17 protein-coding genes are annotated in these 15,538 nt (G+C 42.6%); 5 read left to right on the top strand and 12 right to left on the bottom strand.

Going from position 1 to position 15,538, the window contains the following annotated elements; genetic code table 11:
- Positions 1-22: 22 nt before the first annotated feature.
- From JOC95_RS14835 to JOC95_RS14825, 3 genes are all read right to left on the bottom strand, one after another.
- Entirely contained in the window at positions 23-2,047 is a 2,025-nt protein-coding gene (locus tag JOC95_RS14835) for a prolyl oligopeptidase family serine peptidase (RefSeq protein ID WP_204417924.1), read from the bottom strand.
- Positions 2,048-2,246: 199 nt separating this feature from the next.
- Positions 2,247-3,050, bottom strand: a complete 804-nt coding sequence (lepB, locus tag JOC95_RS14830; protein ID WP_204417921.1) for a signal peptidase I — start codon at positions 3,048-3,050, stop codon at positions 2,247-2,249.
- A gap of 5 nt (positions 3,051-3,055) precedes the next feature.
- Positions 3,056-3,559: an RNA polymerase sigma factor gene (locus tag JOC95_RS14825; RefSeq protein WP_204417919.1), complete on the bottom strand. Its 504-nt coding sequence runs from the start codon at positions 3,557-3,559 to the stop codon at positions 3,056-3,058.
- Positions 3,560-3,728: 169 nt separating this feature from the next.
- On the opposite strand from JOC95_RS14825, the gene JOC95_RS14820 reads away from it, so the two are divergent.
- The 3 genes from JOC95_RS14820 (at position 3,729) to JOC95_RS14810 (ending at position 5,704) form a co-directional block, all read left to right on the top strand.
- Positions 3,729-4,715: a glutathione S-transferase family protein gene (locus JOC95_RS14820; protein WP_204417917.1), complete on the top strand. Its 987-nt coding sequence runs from the start codon at positions 3,729-3,731 to the stop codon at positions 4,713-4,715.
- Between the two features lie 13 nt (positions 4,716-4,728).
- Positions 4,729-5,235 carry a GNAT family N-acetyltransferase gene (locus JOC95_RS14815; protein WP_204417915.1) on the top strand — a complete coding sequence of 169 codons (507 nt, stop codon included), beginning with the start codon at positions 4,729-4,731 and terminating at the stop codon, positions 5,233-5,235.
- 97 nt (positions 5,236-5,332) lie between these two features.
- On the top strand, positions 5,333-5,704 hold the full coding sequence (locus tag JOC95_RS14810) for a VOC family protein (protein WP_204417913.1): 372 nt from the start codon (positions 5,333-5,335) through the stop codon (positions 5,702-5,704).
- A 95-nt stretch (positions 5,705-5,799) separates the two neighbouring features.
- Here JOC95_RS14810 and JOC95_RS14805 read toward each other — a convergent pair whose 3' ends face one another.
- From JOC95_RS14805 to JOC95_RS14790, 4 genes are all read right to left on the bottom strand, one after another.
- Positions 5,800-5,988: a hypothetical protein gene (locus JOC95_RS14805; protein WP_204417911.1), complete on the bottom strand. Its 189-nt coding sequence runs from the start codon at positions 5,986-5,988 to the stop codon at positions 5,800-5,802.
- A 78-nt stretch (positions 5,989-6,066) separates the two neighbouring features.
- Positions 6,067-6,435 (bottom strand): YybH family protein, encoded by a 369-nt coding sequence (locus tag JOC95_RS14800; protein ID WP_204417909.1) that lies wholly within the window; start codon positions 6,433-6,435, stop codon positions 6,067-6,069.
- Positions 6,436-6,575: 140 nt separating this feature from the next.
- Entirely contained in the window at positions 6,576-7,769 is a 1,194-nt protein-coding gene (locus tag JOC95_RS14795) for an SLC45 family MFS transporter (protein ID WP_204417907.1), read from the bottom strand.
- Between the two features lie 283 nt (positions 7,770-8,052).
- Complete coding sequence (locus JOC95_RS14790) at positions 8,053-8,931, bottom strand: proline iminopeptidase-family hydrolase (RefSeq protein WP_204417905.1); 879 nt, start codon at positions 8,929-8,931, stop codon at positions 8,053-8,055.
- 242 nt (positions 8,932-9,173) lie between these two features.
- On the opposite strand from JOC95_RS14790, the gene JOC95_RS14785 reads away from it, so the two are divergent.
- Both JOC95_RS14785 and JOC95_RS14780 read left to right on the top strand, forming a co-directional pair.
- Positions 9,174-9,524, top strand: a complete 351-nt coding sequence (locus JOC95_RS14785; RefSeq protein WP_204417903.1) for an ASCH domain-containing protein — start codon at positions 9,174-9,176, stop codon at positions 9,522-9,524.
- A gap of 9 nt (positions 9,525-9,533) precedes the next feature.
- Positions 9,534-9,977 (top strand): DUF2269 domain-containing protein, encoded by a 444-nt coding sequence (locus tag JOC95_RS14780; protein ID WP_239582931.1) that lies wholly within the window; start codon positions 9,534-9,536, stop codon positions 9,975-9,977.
- Positions 9,978-10,025: 48 nt separating this feature from the next.
- Here the strand turns inward: JOC95_RS14780 and JOC95_RS14775 are convergent, their stop codons facing one another.
- From JOC95_RS14775 to JOC95_RS14755, 5 genes are all read right to left on the bottom strand, one after another.
- Positions 10,026-10,430 carry a YbaN family protein gene (locus tag JOC95_RS14775; RefSeq protein WP_338083103.1) on the bottom strand — a complete coding sequence of 135 codons (405 nt, stop codon included), beginning with the start codon at positions 10,428-10,430 and terminating at the stop codon, positions 10,026-10,028.
- 124 nt (positions 10,431-10,554) lie between these two features.
- The gene (locus JOC95_RS14770; protein WP_204417901.1) at positions 10,555-11,271 is read right to left on the bottom strand and encodes a YwaF family protein; all 717 of its coding nucleotides are present in this window, start codon (positions 11,269-11,271) and stop codon (positions 10,555-10,557) included.
- A 123-nt stretch (positions 11,272-11,394) separates the two neighbouring features.
- On the bottom strand, positions 11,395-12,498 hold the full coding sequence (locus JOC95_RS14765) for a DUF4236 domain-containing protein (RefSeq protein ID WP_204417899.1): 1,104 nt from the start codon (positions 12,496-12,498) through the stop codon (positions 11,395-11,397).
- A 51-nt stretch (positions 12,499-12,549) separates the two neighbouring features.
- Positions 12,550-13,497, bottom strand: coding sequence for a formylglycine-generating enzyme family protein (locus JOC95_RS14760; protein ID WP_204417897.1), 948 nt, complete (start codon positions 13,495-13,497; stop codon positions 12,550-12,552).
- 87 nt (positions 13,498-13,584) lie between these two features.
- Entirely contained in the window at positions 13,585-14,988 is a 1,404-nt protein-coding gene (locus JOC95_RS14755) for a sulfatase family protein (protein WP_239582930.1), read from the bottom strand.
- Positions 14,989-15,538: the final 550 nt, after the last annotated feature.

Below are 15,538 nucleotides of genomic sequence, written 5' to 3'. Positions count from 1 at the left end.
CGATTTCTGTTAAGTATCTTTCCTATTCTTTCAACTCTTTCTCCAAAAACGCATAAAAGTCCACCCATTCATCGATCTGCTTCGATGTTGGTTTTCCAAGGCCGTGGCCTGCTTTCTTTTCGAGGCGAAGGATGACGGTCGTGGATGGATCCGCTTTTTCATTCAGAGTCGCCGTGAATTTTTTGGCGTGTGCCGGGACTACCCTGTTATCGCTGTCTGCCGTGGCTATTAGAATCGGCGGATACTTTACCCCTTCCTTGACATTATGAAGCGGTGAATAGGCATAAAGGAAAGGGAATTGTTCAGGATTATCGGCGTTACCATATTCAGGTATCCAGTACTTCCCGATGGTTAACTTATGATAACGCAGCATATCGATTACCGGGACTCTGCAGATCACTGCCCCGAATAAATCAGGACGCTGCACCATGCATGCCGCAACTAGCAGGCCGCCATTGGAGCCACCCATGATCGATAGCTTCGCAGTGGAGGTATACTGGTTTTCGATCAGCCATTCCCCGGCTGCAATGAAATCATCAAATACATTCTGCTTATTTTCAAGCATCCCGGCTTTATGCCACTCTTCCCCATACTCCATGCCACCACGCAGATTCGCGACCGCATACACGCCGCCCTTTTCCAGCCAGCGAAGGATTGCCGGGTTAAAGAAAGGCGTCAAGCTCACATTGAATCCACCGTACCCATACAGGATCACTGGATTTTGACCATCCAATTCCAATCCCTTTTTATGGACGAGGAACATCGGGATTTTCGTACCGTCCTTTGATGTATAGAATACCTGGTTCGTTTCATAATCCATTCTTTCAAAAGGAATGTTGGATTCCGACACCAATGTCAATTCATTCTTTGAAATATCATAATGATAAACAGTGGTAGGATCAATGAAGGAAGTGACGCCAAAATACATCTCGGTACCCTCGGCGTTCACCGTCAAATTCGTTAATGATCCGATAAAAGGAAGATCGATTTCCTGCTCAAACCTGCCTTCTTTATCATAAAGATGGATAGCATGGTGTGCATCCTGGGACAGGACCATGACAAATTTTCCATCAACATATTTGATGTACTCCATCACAGCAGCCTGTTCAGGAATGATTTCCTCCCAGTTTTCCCGCTCAGGATTCATTATGTCTATTGCGATTACACGCATTTTTGGCGCATGAAGATCCGTTTTGAAATAAAAGACCGGACCTTCATTGGTGATATAAGAATATTCGGCATCCTGCTGATCCAATAGCTTAGTAAAGCTCTCATCCTTTTCGATATCCTTATAATAGAAACGATTTTCAGATGCCGTGCCGAAATTCACATGCAGGCAAAGATATTGCTTGTCTTCAGATAGGATCGGAGTGAACATCAATTCCTTTTCTTCCGGCTGTTCGTGCAATAGGATATCTTCACTTTGATCTGTACCGAGCTGATGGTAGAACACTTTATGATGTGTACCTTCCTCTTCGTCTGCAATCGTGCCGAGCTCCGGGAACCTGCTGTAATAAAAGCCTTTTCCATCCGGTGACCAGACAACCGCCGTAAATTTCACCCATTGTATTACATCGGTCAAGTCTTCACCGGTCGTGACATCCCGGACCCTAACCTCCTGCCAATCGCTCCCGTTAGCTGCCGTAGCATAGGCAACATAGCGCCCCTCCCTGCTTACCGTAAAATCCGTCATCGCAACCGTTCCGTCATCCGAAAGTCCATTCGGATCAAGGACGACCTTCTCCACACCGTCTTGCTTCAAATAAAGGACAGCCTGATTCTGCAGCCCATCATTTTTTTGATAAAATAATTTGCCATTCACCTTTTTCGGCACAAAATGTTTTGGAAAATTCCAAAGCTCCGTCAAACGTTGCTTATCGTGTGACTTTGACTCTATTTCAGCAAAATAAGCCAGGCATTCCTTTTCTTTTTCTTCCACCCATGCCAATGTTGCCTCAGAGCTGCTATCCTCCAGCCAACGATAAGGATCCGCAACCTTCGTCCCGTGAAAATCCTCTATAATATCACTCTTATTTACAGTAATCATATTCCACACTCCTTCCAATCTGTTCCATTACCATTTCGATATACGAAATATGAATTCCTGCAAAAAGATAGAAAAATACCAAATGGGATACGTTTCTTGGTTCTTTCATTCGGGGTTTTTGATTCCCTCTCCCACCGCTTTTTGACTACCTTAAGGTAACAATCAATAACCAACCCGGTGTACTGGCCCCTGGCTCGCTTCACCTATATCCCTCGACCAAACCAATCATATTATCTATTGGAACGGGCCCATACTTCCTGCTGTCCACACTTCGCCACCACAAGTCCCCCATCAAGAAGTAATGGCCGTCCGGCACAGTCATTTTTGCAAAATTGTATTCCTTCATATGATCCAAGTTGCGGAAATTACTGGATCCATCTCCATAGAAGGTATCAAGCTTTTTATCATTAATAAACACTTGCCCCTTTACTATTTCTATCGATTCGCCAGGCATAGCAATGATTCTTGCGATTCTATTATTATCTGATTGTATATCTTGGAAGGTGTCTCCCGGCTCCACATAATAAACAACATCCCCTCTGCTAAGATCTTCCCCATCAAATTCCTGTGAAATCACTAGAGATCTAAGCAGATAATTATAAGGGTTGTCACCCCGTTCCATATTATCTGTCTTATAATCCACCACACTCATACCATCCTCAAGTTTCACTTTTTCCAGATTTGGCACCGTAAATGGATCGGTGATAGTATGGTCTGCCTCTTTTTCTTTTAAAGTATCACTTAAACCTTCCCATATGTCAGTGGCAAGGCGTCTTCCGTTGTCAGTATTAAATAACAAGTACAGAAGCATTGCTGCAGTTACTGCAATCACACCGTACTTCCATATCCTCACTCTACTCCTGCTTTTTTCAACTTTCTGAAATTGCTGCTCATATTGAGTGATAGATTGTAAGTGAGAATCTTTTATGTCAGGATTGATTTCCATTTTGGGCATTCTATTTAATTTCTTCAAATATTCTTGGTCGTAAAGGTCGCTCCCCATCCTTATTACCTCCTTTCCTTGTACTGATGGATTTCCTTTAATGCATGAATGGCTCTATAGCATGTCAGACTCACTTTCGGTTCGCTCCAGTTCAATATTTCCGCAGTTTCAGAGACAGTAAAATCTTTTATTCCCCTCAGAATGAGAACTTCCCGATAGCTTGCTTTCAACTTTTTTAAAGAATCATAGAGATCCTTTATCTCCTCTGAAGCATGTAGTATTTCTTCGGGTGTCTTTTCGCTCGATTTCATCGAATGAAGAAATTCGAGCTGAAGCCATTTGTACCTCTTTTTCCTGGCGCGGTCCATTGCTGCATGTCGAGCGATACTATATAGCCATGTTTTGGGAGAGGAAATGCCCCTAAAGGTGTGGAAGCTCTGTATAGCACGTATAAACACTTCCTGTACCAAATCCTCCACATCCTTATTCCCTGTATAATATATAAGATATTGATAAATTCCATCTGCATATTCCCTATACCAATTCTGTATCTGTTCGTTCCGCTCCATCCTGCACCCCCTCTTTTCACTGTACATAAACATAGTCGAATCAAACAGGAAAATCTTTCACATTTATGAAAAAAAATCAAACCTCACTTATAATTGACTGAAAAATACAAAAAATAATACAATACTCTAAAGGCTACTATTTACAATGATTACAAGGAGATGATAATACTTGGTACAAAATAAAGCACAGGAGATATCCACGGACGGTTCTTTCAAAAGGCAGACAAACCGATTTACCACCCCTTTCGGGAGCAAGCCCGGCGAGTTGCCAGTAGAAGCAAAGCGATATCGACTTCTCTGGACACCGGCTTGTCCATGGGCCCATCGGACAGTCATTGTGCGGAATCTGCTCGGACTGGATAAGGTAATCAGTTTGGGGACAGCAAGCCCGCTCCGTCCCAAGACAGCACAAGTGGATTGGGAGTTCTCTTTGGATGAAGCAGGCGTCGACCCTGTCTTGGGGATCAGATACATGAGTGAAATCTATAAAGCGACAGATCCGGAATACAGCGGCAGGCCGACGGTTCCGGTGATGGTCGATCTAATGAGCAAACAGGTGGCAAACAACGACTATTTCAAGCTGACCAATTACCTGGAGACTGCATGGAGACCTTTTCATCAAGAACATGCCCCAAATCTTTACCCAGACCATTTACAGGCAGACATCGACGCCTTGAACGATGTCATTTTCAATGACATCAATAACGGGGTATACAAATGCGGCTTTGCCCTATCACAAGAGGTTTACGAGGAAGCCTATGACCGCTTGTTTGCAAGATTGGATGAGTTGGAGGAACGCCTCTCCACACAACGTTTCCTGTTCGGCGAATTCATCACCGATTCAGATGTTCGTCTCTATTCCACCTTGGTGCGGTTCGATGTGGCATATTACTCTGCTTTCAATACAAACAGAAACCTAATAAAAGAGTTTCCTAATCTCTGGGGCTATGTACGTGACCTGTATCAGACAGCATGCTTCGGCGATACAACGGACTTTGATGCCATCAAAAAGCATTATCATGTTTCGATTACGATTTTCGTAGATAAGGAGGATGTCAAAATCCTGCCGAAGGGACCGGATTTAACAGGCTGGAATGTCCCACACCATCGTGAGCGCTTGAGCAAAAAGTCAGATAAATTTCTATATGATTTCTAAAGGAGTGGGTGATATGATTCTGAGAGACGCCATGCCAAACGAAATCCCTTCCATTCGACAACAGCGGCTAGAGGCATACCATGAATATGCTCCACTACTTCCCGAAGCACATTGGGAAGCGTTAAAAAAATCCATCCTGTCAGAGGCCGATATGCAGCCAGGTGTGGAAATCATCGTAGCCGAGTCTGAAGCTGAAGGGAAGATTCTTGGGAGTGTCGTGCTATTCCCGCCCAATATAAAAGCATATGAGGGTTTCGGGGACGTACTTGAGCATTCAGAGATCCGGATGCTTGCCGTGTCGCCATCATCGCGGGGGAAAGGAGTCGCTTCCACCCTGGTAAATGAATGCATCATCAGGACCAAAGACAAAGGGTATCCTGCCATTGGCCTTCACACCGGCGAATTTATGGAAGGCGCCCTACAATTGTATACCCGGTTCGGATTTCTACATACTCCCGAACACGACTTTGAACCTGCAAATGACGGGATTATTGTAAAAGCATTCAAAATGACCCTGTAAGAATGGTGAATATTGTCTATTTTTAACTGTAACTATATACTGAACATACCACATGATTTTCCCATACATAACAATTCTTTTATTAGGAGATGGAAAAATGAAACTTGGCGCTTTTTCTGTAAGTTTAACTGTAAAGGATCTTCAAATCTCTAAAGCATTCTATGAAAAATTGGGTTTTCAGTCATTAGGCGGTGATATTTCCCATAATTACCTGATTATGAAGAATGAAAATTGTATCATTGGGTTGTTCCAGGGAATGTTTGAAAAGAACATTTTGACTTTTAATCCAGGATGGAATGAAAATGCGGAGAACCTAGCATCATTTACGGATGTTCGAGAGCTTCAAAAGGAGCTGAAAGAAAAAGGGATAACCGTGCAGACAGAAGCGGATGAATCAAGTGAAGGACCGGCTTATTTTACATTAGAAGATCCAGATGGCAATCAAATCCTTGTTGATCAGCATAGATGATTAGATCGGTATCATAATAAAACCTCACCCATTGCAGTGAAGCTAATCAATAGGTGAGGTTTTTTCTAACAAATACTTTAAATCAATACGTTTAATTACTTGTTATTCATCATGAAAATGACCAATTGAATGATTTCACTTACTAAAAATCCAAACATCGCTATAAAAAATAGATTCACAAGCGTGTACGGCATCTCTAAAAGATTAAGAATAAACCAACCAATAAACCAGCCGGGTAATAACCAGAGTGATTTTATTGAGTTCTTCATTATGGATGGGTTCATCTATTTCTCCTTGTTGGAAGATTAATTCATACTGCATCATTTTAAAGTGTATTTTATTTATGGATTTTATGACTTCATTCAAGAGCTCAAATGTTCATGAACCACTTTCCAACCCTCGTCATCTTTTTCAAATACATTCGTCCCTCGACCTTTACCTTCTTTATAAACCCCGTCTATCAAACCGGACCATTGAAATTTATAGACACAGGCTGCATTAGATTCACCTATTGTAAGCCATTGGACATCATGGATTTTGTACACTTCATCACGAATGTAATCCCAAGTTTTTTCAAAGAACTCCTTAAGAGGCTTGTGCCCTTGAACCGTTGCATTGGAAAAATAATATATTGCATCTTCTCTAATTAATCTACGTACGTTTTCAAACTCATGAGTATTAGTTGCTTCCTCGTACATTTTTAATGCTTCTTGTGGTGATGATGCAAACATCCGGGAGCCTCCCCTATATTATTTACTCAAACCGCAAATCATTTATAAAAAAATAATATCATATTTTTATGTAGTCAATCTCAGAAACAATCAAAGTATCAAGTTCACTCAGTACGAATGATCTTGATGCTTTGATTTCATCATTTCCCCAAATCCTCAATTTCCTTAACCAAACCACCCTCCCTATCTTTCACTTTAAGCATACAAGCTAACGCGGCGAGCATACTCACGGCCGCAGCGAAAAAGAGGATGCCAAATCCGAATATGTCGATCAGCAGGCCCAGGACCGGTGGAGAGATGATGGCGGCTAATGATGATACAAGATAGTATAAGCCTGTGCGCGCACCATAGCTTCCTTTACTTCCAGTAGAAATAATGAATGGGTAAGCATTGATATTGATACATGCCCAGAACATCCCCCCGATCAGCAGCAGAGTTCGTAAAAAGAAGACGGAATCCACCCAGTTCAGCAGGAGAAATACGATGGTCAACCCGATGATACCAATCACAATCATCTTTTTCTTGCCGTATTTTGCCCCCAGCAACCCACACGGTATCGCAGAGGCGACAAAGGTCAATGAAAAGAAAGCTAATGAAAAGGCAGATGCACTTTTGGATAACCCAAGTTCATTTACCCCATATAAGGTGAACAATGCCTCCATGCCCTGTATCGAAATGAACCAGAAAAAGATGGCAGCCAACAAGAATAGCGTTTGATTGCTGAGTTCCTTTTTATAATTAAACTTATGCGCCGTCGTGACGGTAAAGGATATGGCATCCCTATCTTCTTTTATATTTTTATATACAACCCACAAAGCAAATAGGAAGAGTGCTGAAACCAATAAAAAAGGAAAAGATTCATCAAGATGAAACAAGAAGGAGCCTGCACTGAAGGCCAATATCGCCCCGCATCCACCCATGAAATTGATGATGCCATTTGCTTTCGTGCGCATGGGTTCCGGTGTGATATCCGGCATCAAAGCAATGGTCGGAGAACGGAAAATGGCCATCGATAAATTCATGCAGACCATAAAAACAATCAAGGTCAGCAGGCTGGTATGAAAGGGTATGAGCGCAAAAAACAAAGCGGCCATCGGTATCCCGATAAGCAGATATGGCATCCGCCTACCAAAACGAGTATGGGTCCGGTCACTCTTCTGCCCAATGTATGGCTGCAAAAAAAGGGCGATATAATTATCTATCGTCATCAGGAATCCGATCAACGCCGTACTTGCGATATAATTGTCCAAAAAGAACGGAACAAATCCGTTATACAGTGACCAACCAATGCTGATGCTAAAGAACCCAAAACCCAACAGCCATGTTTTTCTCATTATCGTTCCCCTTGTTGTCGATTTACCCTGTGAGAAGGCATATAATTGATGACCAGTTATGTATTTGTAAGAACAAAACCGCTTCATTGAGATATTTATAGTGCTACTATCCTATGCAATCCTTCCCTCCCATTTGCTTGTTCGATTGTTTATTCTTTCAAAAATCGTAGGGGTCAGGCCCCTTATTTCGCGTCTCTAAAGAAAAAATAAAAACCACTCTATTTTGGGTAGCTATAGGGTGGTTTTTATACTGCTATTTAAATTTTATTTACGAACCTAGCAATCACTTTTTATCATCGACTTCTTTCATAAAGTTTCCGATGACGCTTATATATTCCTCAGGCTCTTCCAGATAAGGCATATGTGCACTTTGCTGAAACACATGGAATTGCCCATTTGGTGTCAAAGAACTAAAGTACTCTGTTGATGAAGGGGTCGCTTCATCATAACGACCGCAACTGTAAAGGGTTGGGACATGAATGTCCTTCAGTTCCGATGTGCAGTCAAAATCTTTTAGGTTTCCAGTCACATGGAACTCGGATGGGCCCCACATGATATTGTACACTTCCGGATTCTTATAATGACCCCCTTTTTTAAGAAATTCAGGATACGGGTCAAGCCGGCAAACAAAATGCTTATTGAATATACTGGTTGCATCCTTATACTCCTTGGAGTCGGTTGTTCCGTTTTCTTCACATGTTCTTAGCGTCAGTTGAACATCAAGGGGCAAAAGCTCCCGATTTTTCTCCTGATCCTCTGCCCACAATGGAGCACTTAAGCAAGGACTTGAAAAAATGATGCTTTTTACGCCACCCGGATTTGATAGATAATAGGCTGCAGCGAGCGTTGTGCCCCATGAGTGACCAAGAATGTGGAAATCTTCTAGAGAAAGAGCCTCTTTAATTTGACCCAATTCCTTCACAAACCGTTCAAGATTCCATAGTGTAGTGTCAGTTGGACGATCAGACTTGCCACATCCTAATTGATCGTAAAAAATGACTGGTCGATCCTCTGCCAGGATTCGCAAGCCCTGCAAGGAATAATGGGAAGATCCAGGTCCCCCGTGCAACACAATCACAGGTACCCCATCCTTCTTACCTTCATGTTTCTGATACCACACCTTCCCACCAGTCACTTCGATAAACCCCTCAAGCATAGACATTCAACATTCCCCCATATGTATGTATTTCTTTTATTATCCAGTAAAACGTATGAAATTGGTAGCTTGGATAAGAGGCGAAATCAGAAAGTTTCTCATAGTACAGCCAAGATTAGACCATACTATGGTAGCTCCATCCTAGGCATGATTTGTAATGTTCACTACTTTTTACATGTGTTTATAGTTTCACCTGAAAAAAGTATGATAAAGTATGAGAGATACATAAGTTGAAGGGAGTTTTTTCTGTGTCTAACAATAATGAAAACAATACACTGCCACCAAAAACCTGTACCATTGACCGTCTCGTTACGATGCCGGATGATGTGAAAAAGGTGTTGGATGGTATGAAAACAGCGACACGCCGAAATGGCAGATATGCTGATGTCGGGGAAATCATGGAATTGGAAGGTAAACAATTCGTCGTAGAGAGTGTGTATTCCCAGTCACTCGGGGAATTGACGGATGAACATGCCCGTCATGAGGGATATGAGACTGTTGAGCAATATAAAGAGTCTATCCTATCCTATCATCCTGGCATGCCATGGTTGCCACAAATGAGAGTTTGGGTGCACGAATTCAGTCCTGTAAACGACTAAAGGATGCACATGTTGGATTTTATGTACCGGATCATTATTTACATACATGTACTAAGCGCGATAGCTTCTATCGGACCGTTCTTTGTCCTTCTACCGATTGCAAAAAAGCTGAGCTCGGCTAAAGAGCATGCATTGAATGGCTATCTGGAGACATTTCGGTTTGTAGTCCGTCTATCCAAACACACCGGCCATGTTTTGGTCGGGTCAGGCATTCTGCTTGTTGTTCTTGGGCCATGGACCTGGGGGACACCATGGATCATCATGACATTGATCATTCTGTTCTGCTCCCTGTTCTTTTTGGCACGGGCTTTCTCGCCGACACTTCGCAAGTTCGAAGAGGAAGGTCACGATAAGGCTGAGCTAGCCGCCAAACTGAATCGGACCGTTTGGATCTACCTTATTCTACTTTTGGCGATGCTATGGTTCATGGTCGTCAAACCGCCATTATGGTAATGATAAATAGGTTCAGCCCTTTGGCTGAACCTTTTATTATGTATGTAGCTAGACTTTACTTAACTCACTATTCGGCTTCACTGTCTTTATTTTGAAGATAAAATAATAATACTTATAAATGACAATCACAATGAACATGATTTTGATCGGGATGCTGTCCAGAATAAAAAACGGAAAAGCGATGGTAAAATCGGCGAACAATAGGATGGTGACCTTCTGCTTTAACGTCATGCTTCTCTCTTTAATAAAGCCTTCAAGATGCTTCTTGTAGATCGAAGTCCCCTGAAACCAGACCTCAAACTTTTTTGAGCCTTTCACGAAGAAAAAAGACGCCAACAATAATAGAGGAGTCGTTGGTACAACAGGCAGAACGATTCCGATGATACCCAGCCCCAAACTGATAAAACCCGCTGCAATATATAAACTGCTGATAATTCTTTTGATGAGGACCACCCCTTTCCTGATCCCTGGTAAGTGAAACACAGGCTATTTTAATGAAGAAGATAGACCAATTTATTTGGTTTATCTTCTTCATATTATCTCACAAAAAGTGCGATGGTGACAGGTCTCTTCTCCCCTAGGCTACTTCGCTTTTTCGTTTTTCTTTTTTCAGCAATAGCCACATCGGAATATAGGTGATGAAAAATACAAATAAAGCAGCCAGTTCTAGATTGATATAGTACCAGACTCCGGATCCGAAAAAGGATAGGATGGTTTTAGATTCTGTCGGGTTTGCAAGATAGAAGAAGTTGGTGTCGAGAAAGATATTAATGAAAAAGATCGGTGCTGCAATCAGATTGGCAGTCAGGAAGCTGGTAAGAATGGCCTTGCGCGGTACGCGGTAACCCTCATAATATATGAAGTAAAGTACTGCCCAAGCGATAGCTGCGTGATGGATGAAGTATTTGATATAGCGGTAGTGTGGGAAGCTGTAGACCATTTCTGGTGTGACCATGCTGAGAATGGGAGGAATGAAACCAATGAAGAAAAGCAGATGAAACAGTTTGGTATTGGACTTAAGGAACAGATACATTGCGATGAAAGTGCTGAAAGAGCAAAGCTGGATGGGAAGGTCATCCACCCCCCACTGATTGGTTGCTACTACCCAAATTTGATGGGAAATCTCACTGATTAATAAAATAGCAAATAATGTCCATTTGATTCCCTTTTGATAAGGCTTTAGGCTCTTTCTGAAATGAACCAGCACGTAACACACGGCCAAAAAGACCAAAAACGTCACGATATGCTCAACCGAAAACAATTCAAATGTGCGCATTTCCATAACCGAAAACATTATGCCACCTCTCTCCCTTTGGAATAAAGCGGTATCATGGATAATGTATTCGGGAGTTGAAATGAATACGACAAAAAGGAATTAAAAACAGGGCCATGAACGGTTCAGGCCCTGAAACTTTTACTATTCTGCCGCGATCCTTTCAACCGGGGCAAATCCCTTCGTTTTTCTAAATTTCATGTGATGATCAAAGTTAGCCATGCTGTCAGAGCAATCAATCAGATCAAAGTTTATACCTTCTAATTCAGAACGTTTGATTTTGACAGAAAGGATGGTGAGCTTCTCAGAATGGCCGGTGCTTGAATCAAGCTGATCGTCGACTGCATGGATGATGACTGTCCCGATAGGCAGAAGTGCAAACATGTCTCTTGCAATACGAAGGGTACAGCTGCAGACATAATCCTGCTGAATGTCGTAAAACTTGGAAATCGGCATTTTTTTTACAGAAATTTTCCCGGTTTTAGTTAAGGATTTTACTTCCTTAGGAATGATATCGTTTGTGTGGACGTCAAACTCCACTTCCATGCAATCTGGACTTTCTGCAAAAAATTCGAAGCCACTGCCAAATTCAGTTAAGTCATCAAGAGGGGCAAATTCATCGATTACTTCGAAATAGGCGTCAATATCACCAGAAGTGATTCTATCAGCCATCTTTACTATAGCAGTCCAATTCTCATATTGATTCCTGTCTTCATCCCTTGCCTTTAAAATTTCCTCTTCCAATTCCTTTCTTTTTTTCTCATCCTGTTTAAAGAGTTTGGCAAAAAATCCAGGACGATACTTTTCAAGATTCAAGGCGGCTGCCTTCTCTAGCGGACCTTCTTCTTCCCCTATCCTGAATGGCGGCTCGGAGCCTAGAATCACCTTCCAATCAACCGGATCATCGGACTCCTTATGTATCGACTTGATCATTTCCAGCCTGTTTTCAAACAACTCCACTTCTATACGGTTTCTTTCTAGTTCCTGTAGCTTATCCTGGGCTTTCCTCTGTTTCTCTAATTCTCTCTGGCGCTGATAGGAGGAAGATTTATAGTTTCTACGACTACCAGAAGTGCTGCTATATGATATCCCGGTTCCGGGAATGGAAGCGGTTGTTCTCCGCTGACCACTGGAGTTCACCGAATACCTCAGCCCCTTCACACCGACACTTGCCCCGATTCCACGTTTCCCTACATTCACCCTGACACCTGGTGCAATTTTGAAGCTTTTTCTGAATTTCAGGCCCATCTAACATCCCTCCAAAGAAATAGTACAAACAGTAAATACCTGAATTCTGATTTACAGATCAATATCCACCACACACCGAAAGCCGATATTCCCAGTTGAACTGTCCGGCGTATTGCCTGTTCTGGCAGCAACCCGATACCTATTACAGTAGGACTTATGACAAAGGTAGGAACCGCCTTTCATCACTTTGGCATTTCCATTGTGTGGTCCTTTTGGCGATTCAAGTACCTCCCCTTTCGGGTGTATGGGTGAGAACCAATCAGAACACCACTCCCACACATTTCCTGCTACATTATAGAGGCCAAAGCCATTTGGTTTGAATGCATCCACAGGAGCAGTTGATAAAAAGCCATCTTCCTGTGTATTTTCAGCGGGGAACTCCCCTTGCCAAATGTTACACTGATGGATGTTATCCACTAATAGATCATTTCCCCAAGGGTATGATTTGCTTTCCAATCCGCCTCTCGCGGCATACTCCCATTCCGCTTCTGTAGGCAGTCTTTTTCCTGCCCAATTACAATAAGCCACAGCATCATTCCAGGATACGTGGACCACGGGATGATCGAGGCGCTTCTTAATAGTGGAATCAGGGCCTTCTGGCTTCTTCCAGTTAGCCCATTCCACAACAAGCCACCACGGTACTCCATGTACGACATTTTTTACTCTTTGTTTAACAGCCTTCGAAGGCAAAAGATGAAAGACAAACGACCAGCCGAATTTTTCTGCTTCTGTTTTATAACCTGTCTCATCTATAAACTCCTTAAATTGCCTGTTTGTGACAGAATAGCTATCTATCGCAAATGGTGCTAAACGGACCTTTCGAATTGGACCCTCTCCATCGGAAGGAAAACCTTCTTTATCTTCAGTACCCATTAGAAATTCACCACCAGGCAAAGTCACCATATCCTCGTAATGTCGCAGTGGCTTTTTTTGTTCTTCAGGTAATATTACTTTAGTTGAAGTCCCTCTGCTAGCAGCGCAACAAGATGTATTTTTCATGAAAGACACTCCCCATAATTGTTAAAACCAGTATACCAATTATGTAGCGGAATTTTAATATAGTGGGGAATTGTTATTAAACAATCGTTATTCATGATCATGCACAGATTGTTTTAAGCATCTTAGTTCTTCTTTTAAATTCCTTACCGCCTCTACATAATTCAGGTCATTGTATACATTGTTCATTTCATATGGATCTTTCTTCAAATCGTATAATTCCCATTCAGGTGTTCTTGGCTCATCTTCTGCCGAGGAAGAACCCAATGCTTCCCCATAATAATGAATAAGCTTATAATGGTGCGTCCTTATGCCATAGTGCGCGCCAACTCGATGCTCCAGACTTAGGTGCTCCCAATAGCGGTAATACATGGAAGTCTGCCAATCTTCCGGAGTATGATCCTCAAGTATAGGCTTCAAGCTTCTCCCTTGCATAAAATCAGGGATTTCGATACCAGCGTAATCCAGGAAGGTTTCGGCAAAATCCACATTCAAGGCAAAATCCTTTGAAACGGAGCCAGCCTTGATTCCCTTAGGATAGCGGATTACAAATGGCATTCTAAGGGATTCCTCATACATGAAGCGTTTGTCATACCAGCCATGGTCCCCAAGGAAAAAACCTTGATCAGAGGTATACACGACGATCGTATCTTCGGCGATCCCCTCCTCATCCAGATAATCCAGCAGGCGGCCGACATTATCATCTATAGATGCGACACATCGCAGATAGTCCTTGATGTAACGCTGATAATACCAGCTCTTTAATTCAAGTGCCGATAGTCCTTCAGGGGGATTGGCTTTCACGTCTCGATAAACAAGGTCCCTATCGATCCGCATCTTGGCTTCCTTCACCACATCAGCCTTCCCTTCGTAATCGTCATGGAAGGATTCAGGCTCCGGAATATCAACATCCTCATACATGTGAGCATGCTTTTCATCCGGATCCCATGGGCGGTGAGGCGCTTTATGGTGACACATAAGCATAAATGGTCTGTCTTTGTCACGCGACTTCATCCAATCAATCGATAGGTCCGTTACAATGTCGGTTGCATAGCCCGGAATGGTGATTTCCTCTCCCATTTCATACATGACTGGATCATGATAGAGGCCCTGACTGCGAAAGATCGTCCATTTGTCAAAATCAGCAGGAGCGTGATGCCCGCCGTGTCCAAGATGCCATTTGCCAAAAAGGGCTGTCTGATAGCCATTTTCCCCCAAGATTCTTTGAACAGTTGGCTGACGGCTATCAAATTTATCTCCCAATGTTTTTACTCCATTTTTATGATTGTATAAGCCGGTTAGGATACTGGCACGGCTGGGGGCACAGATGGAGTTTGTACAAAAGCAGTTATCCAATCGCATTCCTTCCTTGGCAATTCGATCAAGATTGGGTGTTTCATTGATTCTGCTCCCATAGCAGCTCATGGCATGTGCTGCATGATCATCACTCATGATAAAAATAATGTTTGGCTTTTTATGTTCATTCTTCATCATCTCATTCCTCTCTGCACTCACCTTTTTTATTTCAAAGGCATTGTTAATCAATCGGACTTTGTTCCGCTACCTCTACACTAACCTCTTCTCATCCGGACTAAGAAACCGACCTTAGCCAAGTAGATAGAATGTTTCCACAAGCCAGATGAGGACCAAAACTACGGCCCTACTATATAGAATTGGTCTTCATTGCCTGGATGAAGACCAATTCTACGGTCCTTTTGTAGAGAAACAGTCTTCATTAACCGGATGAAGGCCAATTCTATGGTCCTTCAGTAGAGAAACGGTCTTCATCTACCCGATGAAAACCAAAACTACGGTCTTCCTGTAAAGAAACGGTCTTCATTACCCCGATGAAGACCAAAACTACGGTCATCCTGTAGAGAAACGGTCTTCATCTACCCGATGAAAACCAAAACTACGGTCTTCCTGTAAAGAAACGGTCTTCATTACCCCGATGAAGACCAAAACTACGGTCATCCTCTAGAGAAACGGTCTTCATCTACCCCATGAAGACCATAACCTCAGCCATCTGGCAGATAAACGGTCT

This window comes from Sutcliffiella tianshenii (assembly GCF_016908565.1).
Lineage (GTDB): Bacteria > Bacillota > Bacilli > Bacillales > Bacillaceae_I > Sutcliffiella_A > Sutcliffiella_A tianshenii.
Note: the sequence above shows the minus strand (reverse complement) of the source record. Positions and strands in the feature narration are given on the sequence as shown.